Source organism: Micromonospora sp. CNZ299 (genome assembly GCF_002754415.1).
Genome location: NZ_PEFG01000001.1, coordinates 2,048,360 through 2,064,673, shown reverse-complemented (window position 1 = coordinate 2,064,673; position 16,314 = coordinate 2,048,360). Strand labels below are relative to the sequence as shown.

General features: G+C 71.8%; 23 protein-coding genes. 9 read left to right on the top strand and 14 right to left on the bottom strand.

Annotated features, from left to right (window positions below; all coding sequences use genetic code 11):
- The first annotated feature begins 53 nt into the window (after positions 1 to 53).
- From CLT68_RS09985 to CLT68_RS33740, 3 genes are all read left to right on the top strand, one after another.
- Positions 54 to 704: a 5-formyltetrahydrofolate cyclo-ligase gene (locus CLT68_RS09985; protein WP_486482128.1), complete on the top strand. Its 651-nt coding sequence runs from the start codon at positions 54 to 56 to the stop codon at positions 702 to 704.
- A 62-nt stretch (positions 705 to 766) separates the two neighbouring features.
- Positions 767 to 1,183 carry an FmdB family zinc ribbon protein gene (locus tag CLT68_RS09980; RefSeq protein ID WP_099850327.1) on the top strand — a complete coding sequence of 139 codons (417 nt, stop codon included), beginning with the start codon at positions 767 to 769 and terminating at the stop codon, positions 1,181 to 1,183.
- Positions 1,184 to 1,482: 299 nt separating this feature from the next.
- On the top strand, positions 1,483 to 2,199 hold the full coding sequence (locus CLT68_RS33740; RefSeq protein ID WP_486482127.1) for a hypothetical protein: 717 nt from the start codon (positions 1,483 to 1,485) through the stop codon (positions 2,197 to 2,199).
- 21 nt (positions 2,200 to 2,220) lie between these two features.
- On the opposite strand, the gene CLT68_RS09960 is transcribed toward CLT68_RS33740, so the two are convergent.
- Entirely contained in the window at positions 2,221 to 2,403 is a 183-nt protein-coding gene (locus CLT68_RS09960; RefSeq protein WP_088952184.1) for a hypothetical protein, read from the bottom strand.
- Positions 2,404 to 2,534: 131 nt separating this feature from the next.
- Here CLT68_RS09960 and CLT68_RS09955 point away from each other — a divergent pair, with 131 nt between their 5' ends.
- On the top strand, positions 2,535 to 2,927 hold the full coding sequence (locus CLT68_RS09955; RefSeq protein WP_099850325.1) for a hypothetical protein: 393 nt from the start codon (positions 2,535 to 2,537) through the stop codon (positions 2,925 to 2,927).
- An 18-nt stretch (positions 2,928 to 2,945) separates the two neighbouring features.
- Here the strand turns inward: CLT68_RS09955 and CLT68_RS09950 are convergent, their stop codons facing one another.
- Complete coding sequence (locus tag CLT68_RS09950) at positions 2,946 to 3,428, bottom strand: DUF2231 domain-containing protein (protein WP_088952183.1); 483 nt, start codon at positions 3,426 to 3,428, stop codon at positions 2,946 to 2,948.
- A gap of 203 nt (positions 3,429 to 3,631) precedes the next feature.
- On the opposite strand from CLT68_RS09950, the gene CLT68_RS09945 reads away from it, so the two are divergent.
- Complete coding sequence (locus tag CLT68_RS09945; protein WP_099850323.1) at positions 3,632 to 4,075, top strand: Fur family transcriptional regulator; 444 nt, start codon at positions 3,632 to 3,634, stop codon at positions 4,073 to 4,075.
- 75 nt (positions 4,076 to 4,150) lie between these two features.
- A complete protein-coding gene (locus CLT68_RS09940) occupies positions 4,151 to 5,014 on the top strand; it encodes an oxygenase MpaB family protein (protein ID WP_088951392.1) in 864 nt (287 codons plus the stop codon).
- A 21-nt stretch (positions 5,015 to 5,035) separates the two neighbouring features.
- On the opposite strand, the gene CLT68_RS09935 is transcribed toward CLT68_RS09940, so the two are convergent.
- The 11 genes from CLT68_RS09935 to CLT68_RS09885 all read right to left on the bottom strand — a co-directional run bounded on the left by CLT68_RS09935 (position 5,036) and on the right by CLT68_RS09885 (position 13,460).
- Complete coding sequence (locus tag CLT68_RS09935) at positions 5,036 to 5,956, bottom strand: PD-(D/E)XK nuclease family protein (RefSeq protein ID WP_099850321.1); 921 nt, start codon at positions 5,954 to 5,956, stop codon at positions 5,036 to 5,038.
- 44 nt (positions 5,957 to 6,000) lie between these two features.
- On the bottom strand, positions 6,001 to 6,615 hold the full coding sequence (locus CLT68_RS09930) for a MarC family protein (protein ID WP_099850319.1): 615 nt from the start codon (positions 6,613 to 6,615) through the stop codon (positions 6,001 to 6,003).
- A 40-nt stretch (positions 6,616 to 6,655) separates the two neighbouring features.
- A complete protein-coding gene (locus CLT68_RS09925; protein WP_088951389.1) occupies positions 6,656 to 7,528 on the bottom strand; it encodes a PHP domain-containing protein in 873 nt (290 codons plus the stop codon).
- Between the two features lie 57 nt (positions 7,529 to 7,585).
- Complete coding sequence (locus tag CLT68_RS09920; protein ID WP_143743157.1) at positions 7,586 to 8,761, bottom strand: hypothetical protein; 1,176 nt, start codon at positions 8,759 to 8,761, stop codon at positions 7,586 to 7,588.
- A gap of 83 nt (positions 8,762 to 8,844) precedes the next feature.
- Positions 8,845 to 9,621 carry a SigE family RNA polymerase sigma factor gene (locus tag CLT68_RS09915; RefSeq protein ID WP_088951387.1) on the bottom strand — a complete coding sequence of 259 codons (777 nt, stop codon included), beginning with the start codon at positions 9,619 to 9,621 and terminating at the stop codon, positions 8,845 to 8,847.
- A 103-nt stretch (positions 9,622 to 9,724) separates the two neighbouring features.
- Positions 9,725 to 10,600, bottom strand: coding sequence for a PH domain-containing protein (locus CLT68_RS09910; RefSeq protein ID WP_088951386.1), 876 nt, complete (start codon positions 10,598 to 10,600; stop codon positions 9,725 to 9,727).
- A gap of 6 nt (positions 10,601 to 10,606) precedes the next feature.
- Positions 10,607 to 10,765, bottom strand: coding sequence for a hypothetical protein (locus tag CLT68_RS33125; RefSeq protein ID WP_172862153.1), 159 nt, complete (start codon positions 10,763 to 10,765; stop codon positions 10,607 to 10,609).
- Positions 10,766 to 10,881: 116 nt separating this feature from the next.
- Complete coding sequence (locus CLT68_RS09905; RefSeq protein ID WP_327650505.1) at positions 10,882 to 11,559, bottom strand: DUF6758 family protein; 678 nt, start codon at positions 11,557 to 11,559, stop codon at positions 10,882 to 10,884.
- Positions 11,560 to 11,639: 80 nt separating this feature from the next.
- Complete coding sequence (locus CLT68_RS09900; protein ID WP_099856988.1) at positions 11,640 to 12,263, bottom strand: TrmH family RNA methyltransferase; 624 nt, start codon at positions 12,261 to 12,263, stop codon at positions 11,640 to 11,642.
- Between the two features lie 51 nt (positions 12,264 to 12,314).
- Positions 12,315 to 12,851 (bottom strand): hypothetical protein, encoded by a 537-nt coding sequence (locus CLT68_RS09895; RefSeq protein WP_199177016.1) that lies wholly within the window; start codon positions 12,849 to 12,851, stop codon positions 12,315 to 12,317.
- A 93-nt stretch (positions 12,852 to 12,944) separates the two neighbouring features.
- Positions 12,945 to 13,460 (bottom strand): MaoC family dehydratase, encoded by a 516-nt coding sequence (locus tag CLT68_RS09885; protein ID WP_088951384.1) that lies wholly within the window; start codon positions 13,458 to 13,460, stop codon positions 12,945 to 12,947.
- Between the two features lie 547 nt (positions 13,461 to 14,007).
- Between CLT68_RS09885 and trxA the strand changes: the two genes are divergently transcribed.
- The 3 genes from trxA (at position 14,008) to CLT68_RS09870 (ending at position 15,905) form a co-directional block, all read left to right on the top strand.
- Positions 14,008 to 14,370, top strand: a complete 363-nt coding sequence (trxA, locus tag CLT68_RS09880; protein WP_030329190.1) for a thioredoxin — start codon at positions 14,008 to 14,010, stop codon at positions 14,368 to 14,370.
- A gap of 150 nt (positions 14,371 to 14,520) precedes the next feature.
- The gene (locus CLT68_RS09875) at positions 14,521 to 14,961 is read left to right on the top strand and encodes a hypothetical protein (protein WP_099856984.1); all 441 of its coding nucleotides are present in this window, start codon (positions 14,521 to 14,523) and stop codon (positions 14,959 to 14,961) included.
- Positions 14,958 to 15,905 carry an HTTM domain-containing protein gene (locus CLT68_RS09870; RefSeq protein WP_099850315.1) on the top strand — a complete coding sequence of 316 codons (948 nt, stop codon included), beginning with the start codon at positions 14,958 to 14,960 and terminating at the stop codon, positions 15,903 to 15,905. The genes CLT68_RS09875 and CLT68_RS09870 overlap by 4 nt, the downstream gene beginning before the upstream one ends.
- On the opposite strand, the gene CLT68_RS09865 is transcribed toward CLT68_RS09870, so the two are convergent.
- On the bottom strand, positions 15,869 to 16,288 hold the full coding sequence (locus CLT68_RS09865; RefSeq protein ID WP_099850313.1) for a thiol-disulfide oxidoreductase DCC family protein: 420 nt from the start codon (positions 16,286 to 16,288) through the stop codon (positions 15,869 to 15,871). The genes CLT68_RS09870 and CLT68_RS09865 overlap by 37 nt on opposite strands.
- Between the last annotated feature and the right edge of the window lie 26 nt (positions 16,289 to 16,314).

Sequence of the window (16,314 nt, the reverse complement as noted above, 5' to 3'; positions counted from 1 at the left end):
GAGAGGCGTTGCGTCAGGAGTGTTGCGTGCCGGAATTTTCTTATGAAGCGGAAGTGACCCGTACCGCGAAGCGGGAAGCCCGCGCCGACCTGCTCGCCCGCCGCCGCTCGCTGCCCGGCCCCGCCCGGGCCGCCGCCGCCGGGCGCGTGCAGGCCGAGCTGGTCGCCCTGGTACGCAGACTGCGCCCGCGCACGATGACGGCGTACGTGCCGGTCGGCTCCGAACCGGGCGGCGCAGACCTGCCGGACGCACTGCGGGCGGCGTTGCCCACCGACGCCCAACTGCTGCTGCCCGTGCTCCTCGACGACCTCGATCTGGACTGGGCGGCATATACCGGGCCCGAGGACCTGGTCGCCGCCGGTCGGGGTATGCGGGAGCCGACCGGCGCCCGCCTCGGGGTGGCCGCCGTGGCGGACGCGGAGCTGGTGGTCGTACCGGCTCTCGCCGTCGACCACCACGGCCGGCGACTCGGACGCGGCGGCGGCTCGTACGACCGCGCGCTCGCCCGGGTGCCCGGGTCGACGCTGACCGTGGTGCCCCTGCACGACGGGGAACTGGTCGAGGCGCTGCCGGCGGAGGCACACGACCGGCTTGTCCGCGCGGTCGTCACCCCCGCCGACGGAGTGCGTACGCTTGACGGCGGCCCGGGTGCGGCGCATGGTGTCGCGCCCCACACGTCCGCTGGACGAACCCGGGCCGGATGACGCACCATTGGCACTCGAATAGGTCGAGTGCCAACTGGCTGAGCCCAGATCCGGAGGAGAACGTGCCCACGTACCAGTACGCCTGCACCACGTGCGGTGAGCAGCTCGAGGCGGTGCAGTCCTTCTCTGACGAGCCGCTGACCGAGTGCCCGGCGTGTCAGGGGCGGCTGCGCAAGGTCTTCAACTCGGTCGGCATCGTCTTCAAGGGCTCGGGCTTCTACCGCACCGACTCGCGGGCGTCCGGCTCCGAGACGACGGCCGGCGGCACGGCCACCAAGCCCGGCAAGTCCGAGTCGTCCTCCGGCGAGGGCTCGGGGTCGTCCGGTTCCTCCTCGTCGGGGTCGTCTTCCGGTTCGGGGTCGTCCTCGGGTTCCGGGTCGTCTTCAGGTTCGGGTTCGTCGTCCGGTGGGTCCTCTGGCGGCTCGTCGTCGGGTGGGTCGAGCGGCGGCAAGTCCCCGGCGGCCAGCTCCGCGTCCTGACCCTGGCGGCCTGAGTCCGGCGGCCTGAGTCCGGCCGCCTGACCCCGTCGGCCTGACCCGTGATCCACTCGGGATTACGGAAACCGGCCTGTCCCGGCTGCCCTGACACCCCGACTTCCTTGAAGTCGAGTCGATCAAGGCCGCTGCCATAGCAAATCGGGCGGGCCGGTGGGCGTTGTCCACAGGCCGGCCGGTTATCCACAGGTGCCGGCCGAGGGCCGACCAACAGCTGTTGGAACGGCCTAACCTGCCGCCGAGGGTGTCGCTGCGACGTCCTCGGACGGGAGGCGGCAGCAACGATGGGCGATCCAGATTCAGCGCGGGCATTGCGTCCGCTGCGCCGGCTCACCCTGCCCGGCGGGCGCACCCTGCTCCGGGCCGGTCTGGTCGCCATACTGCTCGGCCTGGCCGCTGCCGTTCTGCACACCCCGACCAGTTGCCCGCCGACGGCCGAGCCATCCCGTGCGCCGACGGGGGCCGACGGCACGGCCGGGCGGTTCGACGAGGGCGGGCCGGCCGACCCCGGTGGGGCAGGGTCCACCGGCGACAGCGACACGGCCGGGCCACCGCCAACCGGAGCAGCCGCCGGAGACAGCTCGACCACCGGAAGCGGCACCGCCGGAGACGGCAGCACTGGCCGGGACGGCAGCACTGGCCGGGACGGCAGCACTGGCCGGGACGGCAGCACTGGCCGGGACGGCACGACCACCGGGAGCGGGAGGACCGGCCCGCTGCCGCTACCCAGTGGCGCTGTCGGGGTGCCGGTCCGGTTGGCCGAGCCGGTCGCGCTGGCGGTGGCCCGCCCGGGGACCCGGGTCGACCTGCTCGCCGCGACACCGGGTGGGGCGGGCACCGAGGCGACGTTGCTCGCGCCCGCGGTGCTGGTGCTGGACGTGCTGGGCGCCGACCCGACCGACGGGTCCTCGGCGCTCTACCTGGCGCTCCGCCCCGACCAGGCGAAACGCGCCGTCGGGCTCCCCGAGGGCACTCGATTCGCCATCGTCGTACGCGGTTGAGCGCTCACCGCACCAGCGGGGTCACTCCCAGTGCGGAGGGCGTTCGGCGAGCAGCCAGTCGTCGTTGCCACCCGACCGCTCGCCCCAGCCACGGTCGGTGTCGTCGGAGGTCTGCTCGGGCAGCACCACGAAGTCTTCGCTCAGGTCGACGGTGCGGTCGTCGTCGTCGCGTACGCCCTGCTTGCCGGGGTCCTCGGTGCTCACGAGCGGCAAGACTAGCGCAACCGGGTGCCTCCCCCACGTCGTTGACCCTCTGCTCCTGGGCACTGTCGCCGACGGTGGCACGCCGGTGAGAAACGACCCGCCCGCTCCCGACGTTGGTAGCGTCGGACGGCGTGACGACCCCCAGCGGTGGCAGCACCCCGGACGACTACTGGCGACGGCCCGGCACCGGTGCCGACGCGGTGCCGAACCATCCCCCCGCCACACCGCCGGGCGGCCCCACCAACCCACCGCAGAGCGGACACGCCGATCCAGCCCCGAGCGTGCCCACCGGCCCACCCCCGAGCGGGTACGCCGGGCCGCCGCCGAGCGTGCCGCCGCCGAGTGGTTGGCGTCCACCCGTACACCTTCAGCCGGCACCGCCGCGGCGGCTGCCACCGCAGGACATGGCCGACCTGGACGCGGCCGAGCAGCGCTCGCAGCGGGTCACCTACGGTTTCGGCGCGGCGGCCGCTGTGGTGCTGGTGGTCCTGTTCTGCCTGCTCTGCTCGCGGGTCATCTTCTAGAGCGGCGGGCAGAGCAGGTCAGAGGGTGGTGCCCCAGACGGCCTCGGCGCCGCTGTGCCCGGTCAGGTAGACGTAGACCAGGGCGGCGATGGACAGCGCCACGACCGCCACCGCCAGCACCGGGGTGACCAGCGCCGGCAGTTGCGGCACCCGGGGGTGCCCGCTGGTGACGACCAGCAGCAGGATGGCCCCGATTCCCAGCGGCACGACGATGCGGAACAGGATGTCGCCGTAGCGGGAGTGCTCGAAGATCTGGTCGAGGATCTGCCCCTGGAAACCCCGGGCGACCAGCGCGTCGGTGAACACCTCTCCCGACTTGACGGCCACGAATGCGGTCACCGGAGCGACCACGGCAAGGAGACCCAGGGCCCAGTCCAGCCGGTGCCGCCACCGTGGCAGACCGACGTACGCGATGGCCAGCACCGCCAGCAGCGGCACGAACACGACGACCGCGTGGACCACCAGGACGTGTGCCGGTAGACCCAGGATCTCCTCGAACATCGAATCCTCCAGGTGGATCACGGTCAGGGGTTGGTCAGCGTACGGTCCGCCGATCGTCCCGAGGCTCTCGACCGGAGACACGTGCGACGCGACCATCGGGTTCACCGTCCCGGGTCGTGAGCACGATCTTGCCGTGCTGTGTCCGTGGCCACCCGGGCCCGGCGACGGTTGTCGATGCTGGTCGCGCGTGCTGTCATTGGCCAATGTCCGGTGCCGAGGAGCTGCTGCGATCGAAGGGCCTGCGTGTCACGCGGCCACGCCTCGCGGTGCTCGACGTGCTCGACGGCGGCGGTCACCTGGAGGTCGACGAGATCACCCGGCGGGTCCGTGAACGCCTCGACTCGGTGTCCACCCAGGCGGTCTACGACGTGCTGGGTGCCCTGTCCCGGGCCGGGTTGTCCCGCCGGATCGAGCCGGCCGGCAGTCCCGCGCGTTACGAGGCGCGCGTCGGCGACAACCACCACCACGTCGTCTGCCGGGGCTGCGGCGAGATCGCCGACATCGACTGCGCGGTGGGCAGCGCGCCGTGTCTGGAGCCGAGCGTGTCGCACGGGTTCGAGGTGGACGAGGCGGAGGTGACCTTCTGGGGTCTCTGCCCGGGCTGCCGGGCTCGTCGCTCCGCCGACGTCCGACCCGCCGACGTCTGACCCGCCGACGTCCGACCCGCCGGCACCGACGGGACGTGCCCGACGAGGTCGGGGTGACCGTGGCACTCTTGGACGGTGGACTCCGATGACCTCGGCCTCTTCGGTCCGGGTTCGGTCACGTGGAAGGTGCACGAGGAGCCGATCCTGATCGTCGCGGGCCTGCGCTCGCTCTACCTCCAGGCGTTGCATCCCCGGGCGATGGCCGGGGTGGCGCAGAACAGCAACTACCGCGCCGACGCCTGGGGTCGCCTGGCCCGCACCGCCACCTACGTCGAGACCACCGTCTACGGGACCACCGCCGAGGCGGAGACGGCCGGGGCCCGGCTGCGCCGGCTGCACGACCGGCTGCGGGCCACCGATCCGCTCACCGGCGAGGAGTTCCGGATCGACGAGCCGGACCTGCTGCGCTGGGTGCACGTCACCGAGGTCGAGTCGTTCCTCAGCACGGCCCGGCGGGCCGGACTGCCGCTCACCGACGAGGAGGTGGACGGCTATTACACCGAGCAGCGCCGGTCCGCCGCTCTGGTCGGCCTGGACCCGGCCACCGTCCCGGGCACCGCGGCCGAGGTCGCGGAGTACTACAGCGCCGTACGGCCGGAGCTGCGGATGACCCGGGAGGCCGCCGAGACGGCGATCTTCCTGACCGCCCCGCCGTTTCCGTGGAAGCTCAGCCTGCCGGCCCGGTTGGGGCTCAACCTCGGCCCGCCGCGGTGGGCGTACCTGGGGATCGCCGGCACCGCGTTCGGACTGCTGCCGGGATGGGCGCGTCGGATGTACGGCGGGCTGGGCCTGCCCACCACCGCCCTGTCGGCGGACCTGTCCGTGCGCGCCCTGCGGCTCGCGTTCGCTGCCGTGCCCCGTCGCTATCTGGAGGGGCCGTTGATTCTGGCCGCCAAGGAGCGGGCCGCGCGTCACGCTGCCACCACGTTGGCCGGCTGACCCGGCGTCCGCCGCCGGGATTCAGCTGTCGGTGTGCCGGTCCACGGCCGCCCATGGTTCCTTGCCGGGCACCTGCGCGCCGGTCGGGCAGTGCCGCCGGAAGTCACACCAGCCGCAGCGCGGGCCGGGTGCCACCGGGAACGCCTCGTCCGCGTCGGCGCCGTCCGCGACCGCCCGTTCGGCGGTCATGATGTCGCGGGCCGTCTCCTCCGCGCGGGTCAACTGCCGGGCCAGCGACTCGACGGTGTGGTCGTGGCCGGCGACCGTGCCGGTCGGCAGGTGGTGCAGCTCCACCCGACGGCACGGCCGCCGGAACACCCGCTCGGCCGCGTACGCGTAGAGCGCCAACGCCTGCGAACCGCGCGCGTCGTCGCTGTCCAGCCCGCTGCGACCGGTCTTGTAGTCGACGATGACCAGCTCCGGCCCCTCTGGCCCGGGCCGGGAGTCGATCCGGTCGGCGCGACCGTTGAACGCCAGCACGGCGGTCTTGACCGCCACCACCCGCTCCACGCCGAGCGGGTCGGAGTCGGCCTCCAGCGTCTCGACGTACGCCTCCAACCAGCCCAACGCCCGCCGGTAGGCGGCCCGCTCCTGCTCGTCGTCGCGGTAGCCCTCGCGGACCCAGGTGCCCTTGAGCAGGGTGGCCAACGCCTCGGGGCGACGCCGGTCGGCGGGCAACGCATACCAGTTCTTCAAGGCGGTGTGCACGCTGGCGCCGAGCGAGTTGTGCGCCCACGGCGCACCCTTGGGTGGCGTCGGCCGGTCGACATAGGAGTAGCGGTAGCGGCGTGGGCAGTCCGCGAAAGCGCCGAGTTTGCTCGGTGTGCACACGAACAGGCGCTCCGGCATGCCCTCGAAGCCGAGCTGCTCGGCACCGCCGGCGCGTTGTTGGGGAGCCCGGCCGCCGGCCGCCGGCCGTCCCGCTGAGGAGGATCGTCGCACGCCTGCGATCCTGCCACCCACCCCCGACACCGCTGGTGTGCCGGTCAGGTCATGTTGACGTACTGCGTGACGAAGGCGAACACCGCGTCGGCGATGAGCTGCACGGCGATCGCGGCCAGCAGCAGGCCGGCGATCCTGGTCAGCACCTCGATCCCGCCGGGACGCAGGATCTTCACGATGCCGCCGGAGAAGCGGAGGACGATCCAGACCGCGAGCATCACGGCGAGGATCGCCACGGCGATCGCGGTGAAGTCGGCCAGCCCGTCGGCCTGCTGGACGAAGAGCATGGTGGCCACGATGGCGCCGGGGCCGGCCAGCAGCGGGGTGCCCAGCGGCACCAGGGCGATGTTGGAGGTGGCTTCCGAGCTCGGGCCGTCGGTCTTGCCGGTCAGCAACTCCAGGGCGACGAGTACGAGCAGCAGCCCACCGGCCGCCTGCAACGCCGGCAGGTCCACGTGCAGGTAGTCCAGCAGGGTCTGCCCCGCCACCGCGAAGATCACGATCACGCCCAACGCCAGCGTGACGGCCTGCCAGGCCGCCCGGTTACGGTCGCGGGCGGGCAGCGGGCCGGTCAACGCCAGGAAGATCGGCATCATGCCCGGCGGGTCGGTGATCACCAGCAGGGTCACGAAAACCTCGCCAAACAGCTTCAGATCCACGTGATCAACCTAGCCGCGCCGAGATTCCCCAAAATGGGGATCAGCCGGAAGCGACCTCGGTCACGCCTTCGGCGACGATCCGTTCGTACGCCTCGACGCTGGTGCTGAACTCGCCGAGCTGGACGGTCTTGTGCGTGCCGTGGAAATCCGAGGAGCCGGTGACGAAGAGGCCCAGGTCGGCGGCGAGCGCCCGCACGTGCGCACGTTCGGCCGGGCTGTGGTCCTCGTGGTCGGCCTCGAGCCCGGCCAACCCGGCGGCGGCCAGCTCGGCGATCAACTCGTCGGGCACCACCCGGCCGCGTCGGGTGGCCCGGGGATGGGCGAAGACCGGCACACCGCCGGCCGACCGCACCAGCCGGATCGCCCGGAACACGTCGATGTCGTCCTTGGGCAACCGGTACCGCTCGCCCAGCCAGTCCGGGCCGAACGCCTCCCGGGTGCTGCCGACCAGGCCGACCCGGATCAGTGCCTGGGCGATGTGCGGCCGGCCCACAGTGCCGCCGCCCGCTCCGGCCAGGATGTCCGGCCAGCTCACGTCGATGCCGTCGGCGCGCAACAGCGCGACGATCCGTTCTCCGCGATCTTCCCGGGCGGCCCGCACCCGGGCCAGCTCGGCGACCAGTTCCGGGTGGTCCGGGTCGAACAGGTACGCCAGCAGGTGCAGCGGCACCGCCGGCTCGGTGCCGGACCAGCGGCAGGACAACTCCGCCCCCCGGACCAGGCGTAGTCCCGGCGGCAGCGCGCCGACGGCCGGCGCCCAGCCGGCGGTGGTGTCGTGGTCGGTGATCGCCAGCACGTCCAGCCCGGCCTGGGCGGCCGCGCGGACCAGCTCCGCCGGGGTCAGCGTGCCGTCGCTGGCCGTCGAGTGGGTGTGCAGGTCGATCCGCGGGGCGGCGCCGGTACGCGAGGTCACCGCACGACGCTACCCAGGGACAACCGAGCCCGCCTCGCGAAGGTCATCCCGACGGCGTCAGAAGCTGCTCACCAGGACCGGCCGCTCCCCGGCGGGCAGGCCGGGCACCGGCTCGGGGTTGGCGGGCTCTCCTGCCCCTACCCGCGCGGGGTCGACCCGGACCAGTGCACCGGCCTCGTCGAGGTAGGAGGCGTGGGAGTCGTTGTTCCAGACGATCGTGCCGGTCATCGGCGGTCCGGCCGGAACGGTGGTCGTGACCGGCCCGAGTTGCCGCAGGTCGACCAGGAGGGCACGGTCGGCCTTGCCCACCCGTCCGTTCACCAGCAGCCACCGTCCGTCGGCGGAGATTCCGCCGACGCCGTCCTGGCTGAGGTCCGGCCCGCAGCCGGAGTCCACCGGGGTCAGGTGGCGCGTCGGGTCGAGCACGGCCAGGCAGGTCCCGCCCGGGTCGGTTGCGGCGATCTGGCCGACCAGCCGCCCGTCGGGCAGCGCTCCGTAGACGTGGAGGGTCTGTCGGTCGACGGTCGTGGGCAGCGGCCCGGCGCCGGGCCGCCAGAGGGTGTGGCCGGCGCTGGCGGGGTCGAGTCGGACCAGCACGTTGTCACCGACGAACCGGACGGGCTGGGCGTCCGCGGGCGCGGGCGTGCGTACCGCGCCGATGAGCTGGGTGCCGACCACCCCCGCCACCAGCAGGTCGCTGCCGTCACGCCAGGCGACCTGGCGGCTGTCCGGTGCCAGGACGATGGGGCCTGCCCCGGCCAGCAGGACCTGCACCAGGCCGTCGTTCTGCACCACCCAGAGGGATCGGCCGGCGGTGCTCGCCGTGCCGACCACCAACCAACCGGTACCGCCGGGCAGGAGCTGGGCGTGTTCGGCCGGCCCGACGTCGGGTAGCACCAGCCGCTTCCCGTCGGCGCTGACCAGCGTCTCGCTCACCAGCAGGGACGCGGACGTTCCCGGCGAGGGGCCGGGGCCCGGGGCGCTGACCGTCGGGATCGGCCGGCTGGACGGGTCCGGATCACCGATCACCACGATGGGCGCGCCGTCCCGCCTGGTCTCGGCACCGAGCTGGGCCATCCCGGCGCTCAGCAGCACGGTGACGGCCGCCGCGAGGGCGAGGCCGGTTGCGGTACGCCGACGACGGATCCGGTTCGCGCGGCGGATCGCCTGACCCGCCGGGTCGGCTGCGAGGGGGCGGGCAAGGGCGACCTGGTGCGAGAGGGTCTCCCGCACCGCACCTTCCAGCTCGTCAGGCCGCACCTGGTTAGAACGCCGCAGGCCGTCCGTCAGGTTGTCGGACCGGCCCGGGAATCCGCTCACTGCTGCTCCCCGGAGCCCGTGCCGACGGGCACGGCCGCCGGGGCGGTGGGCAGCACGACCGGCGGGCCGATCGGACGCGGAGCGACCGGTCGGGGCGCGGCAGGGCGGGGAACGGCTCGGCCTTCCGCCTGCCGGGGTCGGCGCGGCGCGGCGGCACCGGTGGTCGGGTGCTGCCCTGCCGGGGCGCCACGTCGGGGGGCGCCGGCAGCGGCTGGACGACCGTCGGCAGCCGGTGGTGCTGGCCGGCCGGCGATGCCGGCAGCGGCGGCGAGCTCCGCTGCGTCGGCTCCCAACCGTCGGCGCAGCGTGGCCAGGGCTCGCGACGCCTGGCTCTTCACCGTGCCCGGTGAGATGTCCAGCATCGCGGCGGTCTGCGCCTCCGACATGTCCTCGTAGTAGCGCAGCACCAGCACCGCCCGCTGCCTGTTGGGCAACTCCCTGAGGTGCCGCCACAGCAGGTCACGGTCGAGCTGCTGCTCGATCTCGTCGACACCGGCGCGTTCGGGCAGCACCTCGGTCGGGCGTTCGCCGTGCCAGCGGCGCCGCCACCAGCTCGTCGACGTGTTGACCATCACCCGGCGGGCGTACGGCTCGACCGCCTCGATCCCACCGAGCCGCTTCCACGCGAGGTAGGTCTTGGTCAGTGCCGTCTGGAGCAGGTCCTCGGCAGTGGCCCAGTCTCCGGTGAGCAGATAAGCGGTGCGTAGGAGCGCGGCGGAGCGGGCCGCGACGAACTCGCGGAACTGCTCCTCCAACGAGTCCTTGCTCGCCACCGCCCACCTCCACACCCCAGCCGTCCTGGCAGAGTGCCACGTCAGAGGCGTTCCGGTCCATGACGAAAGGTGCGCACTTACTCCGATGTTCGGTCGAAAACCTTCACGCCCCGTCGTCGGCCTTGGCCTCGTCGGCCTCCTTGCCGAGCCGCGCCTCGACTGCCTGCGGCTCGTACATCTCCTCGACGACGCGCAGGTAGAGCTCGTTCGGGTTGGGCAGGTTCTTGATCTCGCGGAGCGCCTGCTCCTGGCCGGCGGACTCCAGCACGAAGGTGCCGTAGTTGAGCGCTCGGCCGGTGGGGGTCTGCTCGTACTTCATGTCGGTGACCCGGACCAGCGGCATCATGGCCACCTTGCGGGTGACGATGCCGTTGACCACCATGACCCGTTTGTTGGTCAGGATGAAACGGTCATACCACCAGTCGGCGACCTTCCACGCCACCCAGCCCATCACCGCGAACCAGAGCAGCACGGCGATGGTGGTCAGCGCACCGACGTCCTGCCCGGCGAGGAAGCCGGAGAGGTAGCCGAGCACGAAGGTCGCCGCGACGCCGATCAACAGCGGGTTGGTGAGGTGGATCCAGTGCCGCTTCCACTCACCCCGGTAGCGCTCGGTGGGGAAGAGGTAGCGGGCCACCAGCGAACTGGGCTCGTCTTCCAGTGGCAGCACCCGCCGGGGAGTCGAACCGGTCGCGTCGGCGCGCAACCCGGCCAGCTCGTCCTCGGAGATCTGCGGCGGCTGGTAGCTCGCCTCCGGATCACGGATCCACCCTCGACCGGAGCGGCCCTGGCCGGCATAGCCGGGCCCGTCGCCATAGCCGACGTCGTCCGAAAGGGACGGACCGTCGGACAGGCCGGGACCGGCCCCGTAGCCCGGGCCGTCATCGGGCCCGATCCTCGGGATCGGCTCGGTGTCACGCTCGCGGCGTTCCCGGTCGGGGTCGTCCGGGTCGAAGGGTGGACCGGAGGGGCTGCCCATCGGCTGCTAGGCGACGAGACTGGTGAAGAAGTCGCCGAACCCTTGGGCGATGTCCATGACGCCGCCGCCGAGTGACTTGAACACATCCGCCGCAGAGTTTGGCCGGTAGGCGACGAAGAAGATCAAGAATGCGATTCCGGCCCAGGTGAGGACCTTCTTGACCATGGCGGGCCATCCTCTCGCGCGGCGCCGGGTCCCATTACCGCAGCGGCACCCAGAGTATCAGTGTGGCGTCGTACAGTGAATATCTGCGTCCGTTCTCCGTCAAACCGGGAGACTTGTCAGGCTCTCCCAGGTAAGTGCGGGGACGGTGCGCCGTACACGAGCTCGGGGGGAGTCCACTCGGTCAGGTCGTGTAGGACGACGTCTTCCGCGAGCAGGTGACCCGCACTCGCCGGCCAGGCTATCGCATGGAGCCACATTCCCCGAGCTTCGCCGGCGTACGCGCTTCGATCCGTTGGTGAATTCACCAACCACAGTGGAGTCGGATGCCCGGCGACCCTGATCCTGGCCTGCCCAACGTGGTCGGGGTGACCCGGCCCCGGGTCGGTCAACGCGTCCACCAGTTCCGGTCCCGGGTCCGGCCCGGCCAGTCCGGCGAGTCGCGTGCCCAGGCCGACACCCGGCTCCTCGGCCACGAAGACCAGGTCGGCCGGACCACCACCGAGCGGCGCCGGGCCCGCGCAGGCGACCGCTGTCGCCCGCACTCCCGTCCGGTCGTCCCCGGCGTACGCCACCCCGGTGAGGGTCCAGCCGGGCGGCAGCGGCCACGGGCACCACAGCGGCGTTCCCGGCGGAGCCGCGGTCGCGGTGATGCGTTCCACCACGCTCGCCACGATCTCCGCTCCGATGTGCTCGGGCACGTGCAGGGGCGGCACCGGGCCGCAGCGCAGACACCTCGAGTCGGTGTGCATCAGATCCGGCGCCCTTACCGGGCCCCCGCATCTCGGACAACTCACCGCGACACTCACATCCCCACCGTTCTCCGGTACCGCCGGCCCGTCAAGCGGGAACGTCCGATTCGGCACCCGGGCGCGGGTCAGTCCGGCGGCGGGCCGGCGTGGGCACGAATCCAGGCGTGCATCGCGATACCGCTGGCCACGCCCGCGTTGATCGACCTGGTCGAGCCGTACTGGGCGATGGAGTAGAGCTGGTCGCACGCGGCGCGGGCCGGCGCGGAGAGCCCCGGGCCCTCCTGGCCGAACAGCAGCACGCAGTCCTGGGGCAGGGTGCCGGTCTCCAACGGGCGCGAGCCCGGCAGGTTGTCGATGCCGAACACCGGCAGCCGACGCTCGCCCGCCCAGGCCACGAACTCCTCGATCGTCTCGTGATGGCGCACGTGCTGGTAGCGATCGGTCACCATCGCACCGCGCCGGTTCCACCGTCGCCGTCCGACGATGTGCACCTCGGCGGCGTTGAACGCGTTGGCGTTGCGGACCACCGTGCCGATGTTGAAGTCGTGCTGCCAGTTCTCGATCGCGACGTGGAAGCCGTGCCGGCGCCCGTCCAGGTCGGCGACGATCGCCTCGTGGCGCCAGTAGCGGTAGCGGTCGACGACGTTGCGCCGGTCCCCCTCCGCCAGCAACTGCGGGTCGTAACGGGGGTCGTCCGGTGGGGTTCCCGGCCAGGGGCCCACACCCACCTCAAGCTGGTCGTCGGTCACGGTCATCAGAGGGTACGGACCACGTCTGCGCTGGGCGCGACGACCTGCCGGTCAGCCCAGTCCGAGCGCGGCGCCGAGCCGGTCCAGGAAGCGCCGGTCCGCTGGGCTGATCGGGTGCTCCGCCCGGCGTTCGCCGGGGCTGGGCACCGCGCCGCAGACGCGGGCCGCGACCGACTGCACCCACTGGCGGTACGCGGCCGAGTCGGCGGGGTCGGCGCGCCGCCCCAGCACCCGGCTCGCCGCCCGGCAGGCCGCGAGCAGGTCCACCAGATCGGTGAGCCGCTCGACGGGCTGCGGGGCGCCGTCGTGACGGGCGTAGATCGCGGCGACCACCGCGCGGACCAGATCGCTGTCGGAGGCCCGGCCCGCGGCAACGGCATCCAGGCCGGCCAGTCCCGCCAGGACACCGCGTTCCGTGCGGCCCGGCCCCGGGGCCACCGCGGCCACGAGAACCCGGCCGGGCAGACCGGTGAGCAGGTCCCACTCGGCGACGGAATAGACAGCTGTGGTCAAGGGTGCGGCTGGGCGGCCGGCAGAGGGCGGCTCTCCGGCGACGGAGTGGCTCATCGAAACCTCCATCGCCAGCATATGCCCCGTAATGGGAACAGGGCCCCTTCCCCGGCAGAACCCGCTGCGGGGGAAGGAGCCCGGAGGCTGGCTGCGACCGACTCGCGGCGACGCTCAGCGCGGCTCGGGGAAGCTGGGCCGCTCCGGATCCACTCCCTCGGGCACGGCGCTGGCGGCGTACTCCCGTTTGGGGACCATGACCTTGCGCCGGAAGACGCAGACCATCGTGCCGTCCTGGTTGTAGCCGCGGGTCTCCACCGACACCACGCCCCGGTCGGGCTTGGAACCCGACTCACGCTTGTCCAGCACCGTGGTCTCGCCGTAGATCGTGTCGCCGTGGAAGGTCGGCGCGACGTGCCGCAACGACTCGACCTCCAGGTTGGCGATCGCCTTCCCACTCACGTCGGGCACCGACATGCCGAGCAGCAGGGAGTAGATGTAGTTGCCGACCACCACGTTGCGCTTGAACTGGCTGGCCGTCTCGGCGTAGTGCGCGTCCATGTGCAGCGGATGGTGGTTCATGGTGAGCAGGCAGAAGAGGTGATCGTCGTACTCGGTGACGGTCTTGCCCGGCCAGTGCCGGTAGACCGCGCCGACCTCGAACTCCTCGTAGTAGCGGCCGAACTGCATGCTGGTCCCCTTCGACGGGTGGCGATGGAGTTCGGCACAGCATGCCTTACCGAAGGTTAAGGCGACCGGCGGGGCGCAACGGCGGCGGAAAAGTCACACCGGTCACTCAAAACGGGGGGAGACGCAATGAGCGGCGGGGCCCTCCCCGGCACCCGCCGCCCACGCTCTGATGCCGAGAAGTGTGCCCTACGACAGCGTAGGTTCGACAGAGATCGGCGTCACATTTATCTTTTTGTAACACTACTCTCGGTGACGATCCGGAGGTTGATCAGCGATCTCCGCAGGCCGGATACCTGCTTGTCAAGGCTCAAGTTACCGATTCGTACTGCTCAATCGGGTGGATCTCCCTGGAAACGCTCCCATCACCGCTGGTCACGCAAGTGCGTCATGCATTTGCGTTCCGCACGCCGGGACAGACAGACGTGGGTCGATGACCCTCGGGCCCCCGCCAGCACGGAGGACGTTTCGTGCCCGACCGCCCGGGAATTCGATACGGTCAGCCCTGGTTCTACGGGACGTAGACAAACCGCGGTGATCGGAGAGTGCAATGGCAACCGTTGAGCTGACCTCGGCGAACTTCGACGAGGTGACCGGCAACGACGGCATCGTCCTGGTCGACTTCTGGGCCGACTGGTGTGGTCCGTGCAAGCGGTTCGCCCCGGTCTACGAGCGCTCCTCGGAAAAGCACCAGAACATCGTGTTCGGCAAGGTCGACACGGAGGCCCAGCAGGAGCTGGGCGCCAAGTTCGACATCCGGTCGATCCCGACGATCATGGCGATCCGCGACGGCGTCATCGTCTTCGCCCAGCCGGGCGCCCTTCCCGAGTCCGCACTCGAGAACCTGATCGAGCAGGTCGAGGCGCTGGACATGGACGACGTCCGTAAGCAGCTGGCCGAGCACAACCACTGAGTCGCCCACGGCGACACGCGAGGCCGGGCCCGGTTCGGGCCCGGCCTTCGTCGTACCCGGAGGCGCGCGCACGATCACCTTCCTGGGCAGGCCGGAGTGACCGTCGGTGGGAACCGGGGCAGCCGGTACATCCCGTATCGTCACGACCCGATGGAGACCCTGACCACCCGCGGACGCGTGACCCGGCTGGGCGCGACCGCACTCGGCCTCGCCCTGCTGATCGTCGGCACCTTCTGGGGCAGCGACGACGACTTCCCGTTCGGCCCGTTCCGGATGTACTCCACCTCGAATCCGCCGAACGCACCCGCACCGGACACCCGCGTCGAGGGGGTGAACAGCTCCGGAGCCGTTATCGACCTCAACCAGGACGCGACCGGCATCCGTCGCGCCGAGATCGAGGGTCAGCAGGCCCGCTACGCCGCCGACCCGACGCTGCTCACCGAGGTCGCCGACGCGTACGCCGAACGCCACCCCGACGCCCCAGCGCTGGTCGAGGTCCGCATCGTCATCCGCTGGCACGGCATCCGCGCCGGTCGACCGACCGGGCAGCACACCGACCAGACCGTCGTCCGCTGGCAGGCAACCCGATGACCCGCTGGTTGACCGAGGCCGTGCCCCGGGGCCGGGTGGCCGCCTTTCGGACCGTGATCTACCTCTTCGTCGCCGCCGACCTGGTGATCTTCACCCCCTGGGTGCGCACCCGCGTCAGCGTGCCCGGCGACCTCTACCGGCCGCTCCTGATCGGCCGCCTGCTCCCCCTGCCGACGCCAACCGAGACGTTGGTGACGGTGATCTTCTGGTCGTTGCTGGCGCTCGCACTCCTCGCCGCGACCGGCCGGGCACCCCGCCTGCTCGGCTGGGCGGTCTGCGCGCTGTACCTGGAGTGGATGATCATCGCGATGAGCTACGGGAAGGTCGACCACGACCGGTTCGGGCTGCTCATCGCGCTGGCCGTGCTGCCCACCGCCGGCCGGGCCCGACACGGCGACGCCACCCGCAGCGAGGCTGGCGGCTGGGCCCTCCGCGTCACCCAGATCGCGGTGATCTGCACGTACTTCCTGGCCGCCTTCGCCAAGCTGCGCTTCGGCGGGCTGGACTGGCTGACCGGCTCGGTCCTCGCCCGCGCGATCATCCGGCGCGGCACGGACCTGGCGGACCTGATCGCCCAGGTGCCGTACCTGCTGATCGTCGCCCAGTTCGGCATCGTGGCGTTCGAGCTGCTCAGCCCGGTGGTCTTCTTCCTGCCACCCCGCTGGCGACACGCCATGGTCGGCTTCTTCTACTCGTTCCACGTGGTCACCATCGCGACCATCACGATCTCGTTCGCGCCACACCTGGCCGCGATGACCAGCTTCCTGCCACTGGAGCGGGTCCGCCCTCTGGTCTGGGCCCGCCGACTCATCGGCCGTGGCAGCCCCGCACCGACCTCGACGGACGTCGAAACACTGCCGGACCAGGATCCCGTCGGCGGCAGCGCGGATCCAGCACCGCTCGGCGATCAGGCCCCGGTCGTCGGGCGCCCCGCCGGGCCGTAGAGCCGTTCACGGGCTTCCTGCGGCAGTGCGCAGGCCGCCGTGCCGCCCGGCAGGCGGTGCCGGTTGCGCGCCACCCAGCGGTACACCGGCCAGGCCCCGGCGCGCACCGGCGGGAACCGCAGGCCCGCCCCGGCGATCCGCCAGACCGGGCCACTGTCGGCGAGCAGCTTTGCGATGGCATCCGGACCGGCGGCACGTGCGCCGTCCGCCCCGACCCACTGCACGGCCTCCTCGCACTCGGCCACGGTCAGACCGAGCGCGTCCAGGTCGGTGAACTGCCAGGGCACCACCCGCGCACCAGTGGGGATCCGGCGCGCAATGAACTCGGCACACTGCGTGCAGAACGCGCAGTCCCCGTCGTAGACGAAGGTCGACGTCTCCATGCTGTCCATCCTCCCCTCTCCGACCA

Excerpts from the sequence above, each read along its gene's own strand:
- CLT68_RS33740 (WP_486482127.1), top strand. The coding sequence starts at position 1,483 with ATGGGCGATCCAGATTCAGCGCGGGCATTGCGTCCGCTGCGCCGGCTC.
- CLT68_RS09950 (WP_088952183.1), bottom strand. The coding sequence starts at position 3,428 with ATGTTCGAGGAGATCCTGGGTCTACCGGCACACGTCCTGGTGGTCCAC.
- CLT68_RS09945 (WP_099850323.1), top strand. The coding sequence starts at position 3,632 with ATGTCCGGTGCCGAGGAGCTGCTGCGATCGAAGGGCCTGCGTGTCACG.
- CLT68_RS09910 (WP_088951386.1), bottom strand. The coding sequence starts at position 10,600 with ATGGGCAGCCCCTCCGGTCCACCCTTCGACCCGGACGACCCCGACCGG.
- CLT68_RS33125 (WP_172862153.1), bottom strand. The coding sequence starts at position 10,765 with ATGGTCAAGAAGGTCCTCACCTGGGCCGGAATCGCATTCTTGATCTTC.
- CLT68_RS09895 (WP_199177016.1), bottom strand. The coding sequence starts at position 12,851 with ATGCTGGCGATGGAGGTTTCGATGAGCCACTCCGTCGCCGGAGAGCCG.
- CLT68_RS09885 (WP_088951384.1), bottom strand. The coding sequence starts at position 13,460 with ATGCAGTTCGGCCGCTACTACGAGGAGTTCGAGGTCGGCGCGGTCTAC.
- trxA (WP_030329190.1), top strand. The coding sequence starts at position 14,008 with ATGGCAACCGTTGAGCTGACCTCGGCGAACTTCGACGAGGTGACCGGC.
- CLT68_RS09875 (WP_099856984.1), top strand. The coding sequence starts at position 14,521 with ATGGAGACCCTGACCACCCGCGGACGCGTGACCCGGCTGGGCGCGACC.
- CLT68_RS09870 (WP_099850315.1), top strand. The coding sequence starts at position 14,958 with ATGACCCGCTGGTTGACCGAGGCCGTGCCCCGGGGCCGGGTGGCCGCC.
- CLT68_RS09865 (WP_099850313.1), bottom strand. The coding sequence starts at position 16,288 with ATGGAGACGTCGACCTTCGTCTACGACGGGGACTGCGCGTTCTGCACG.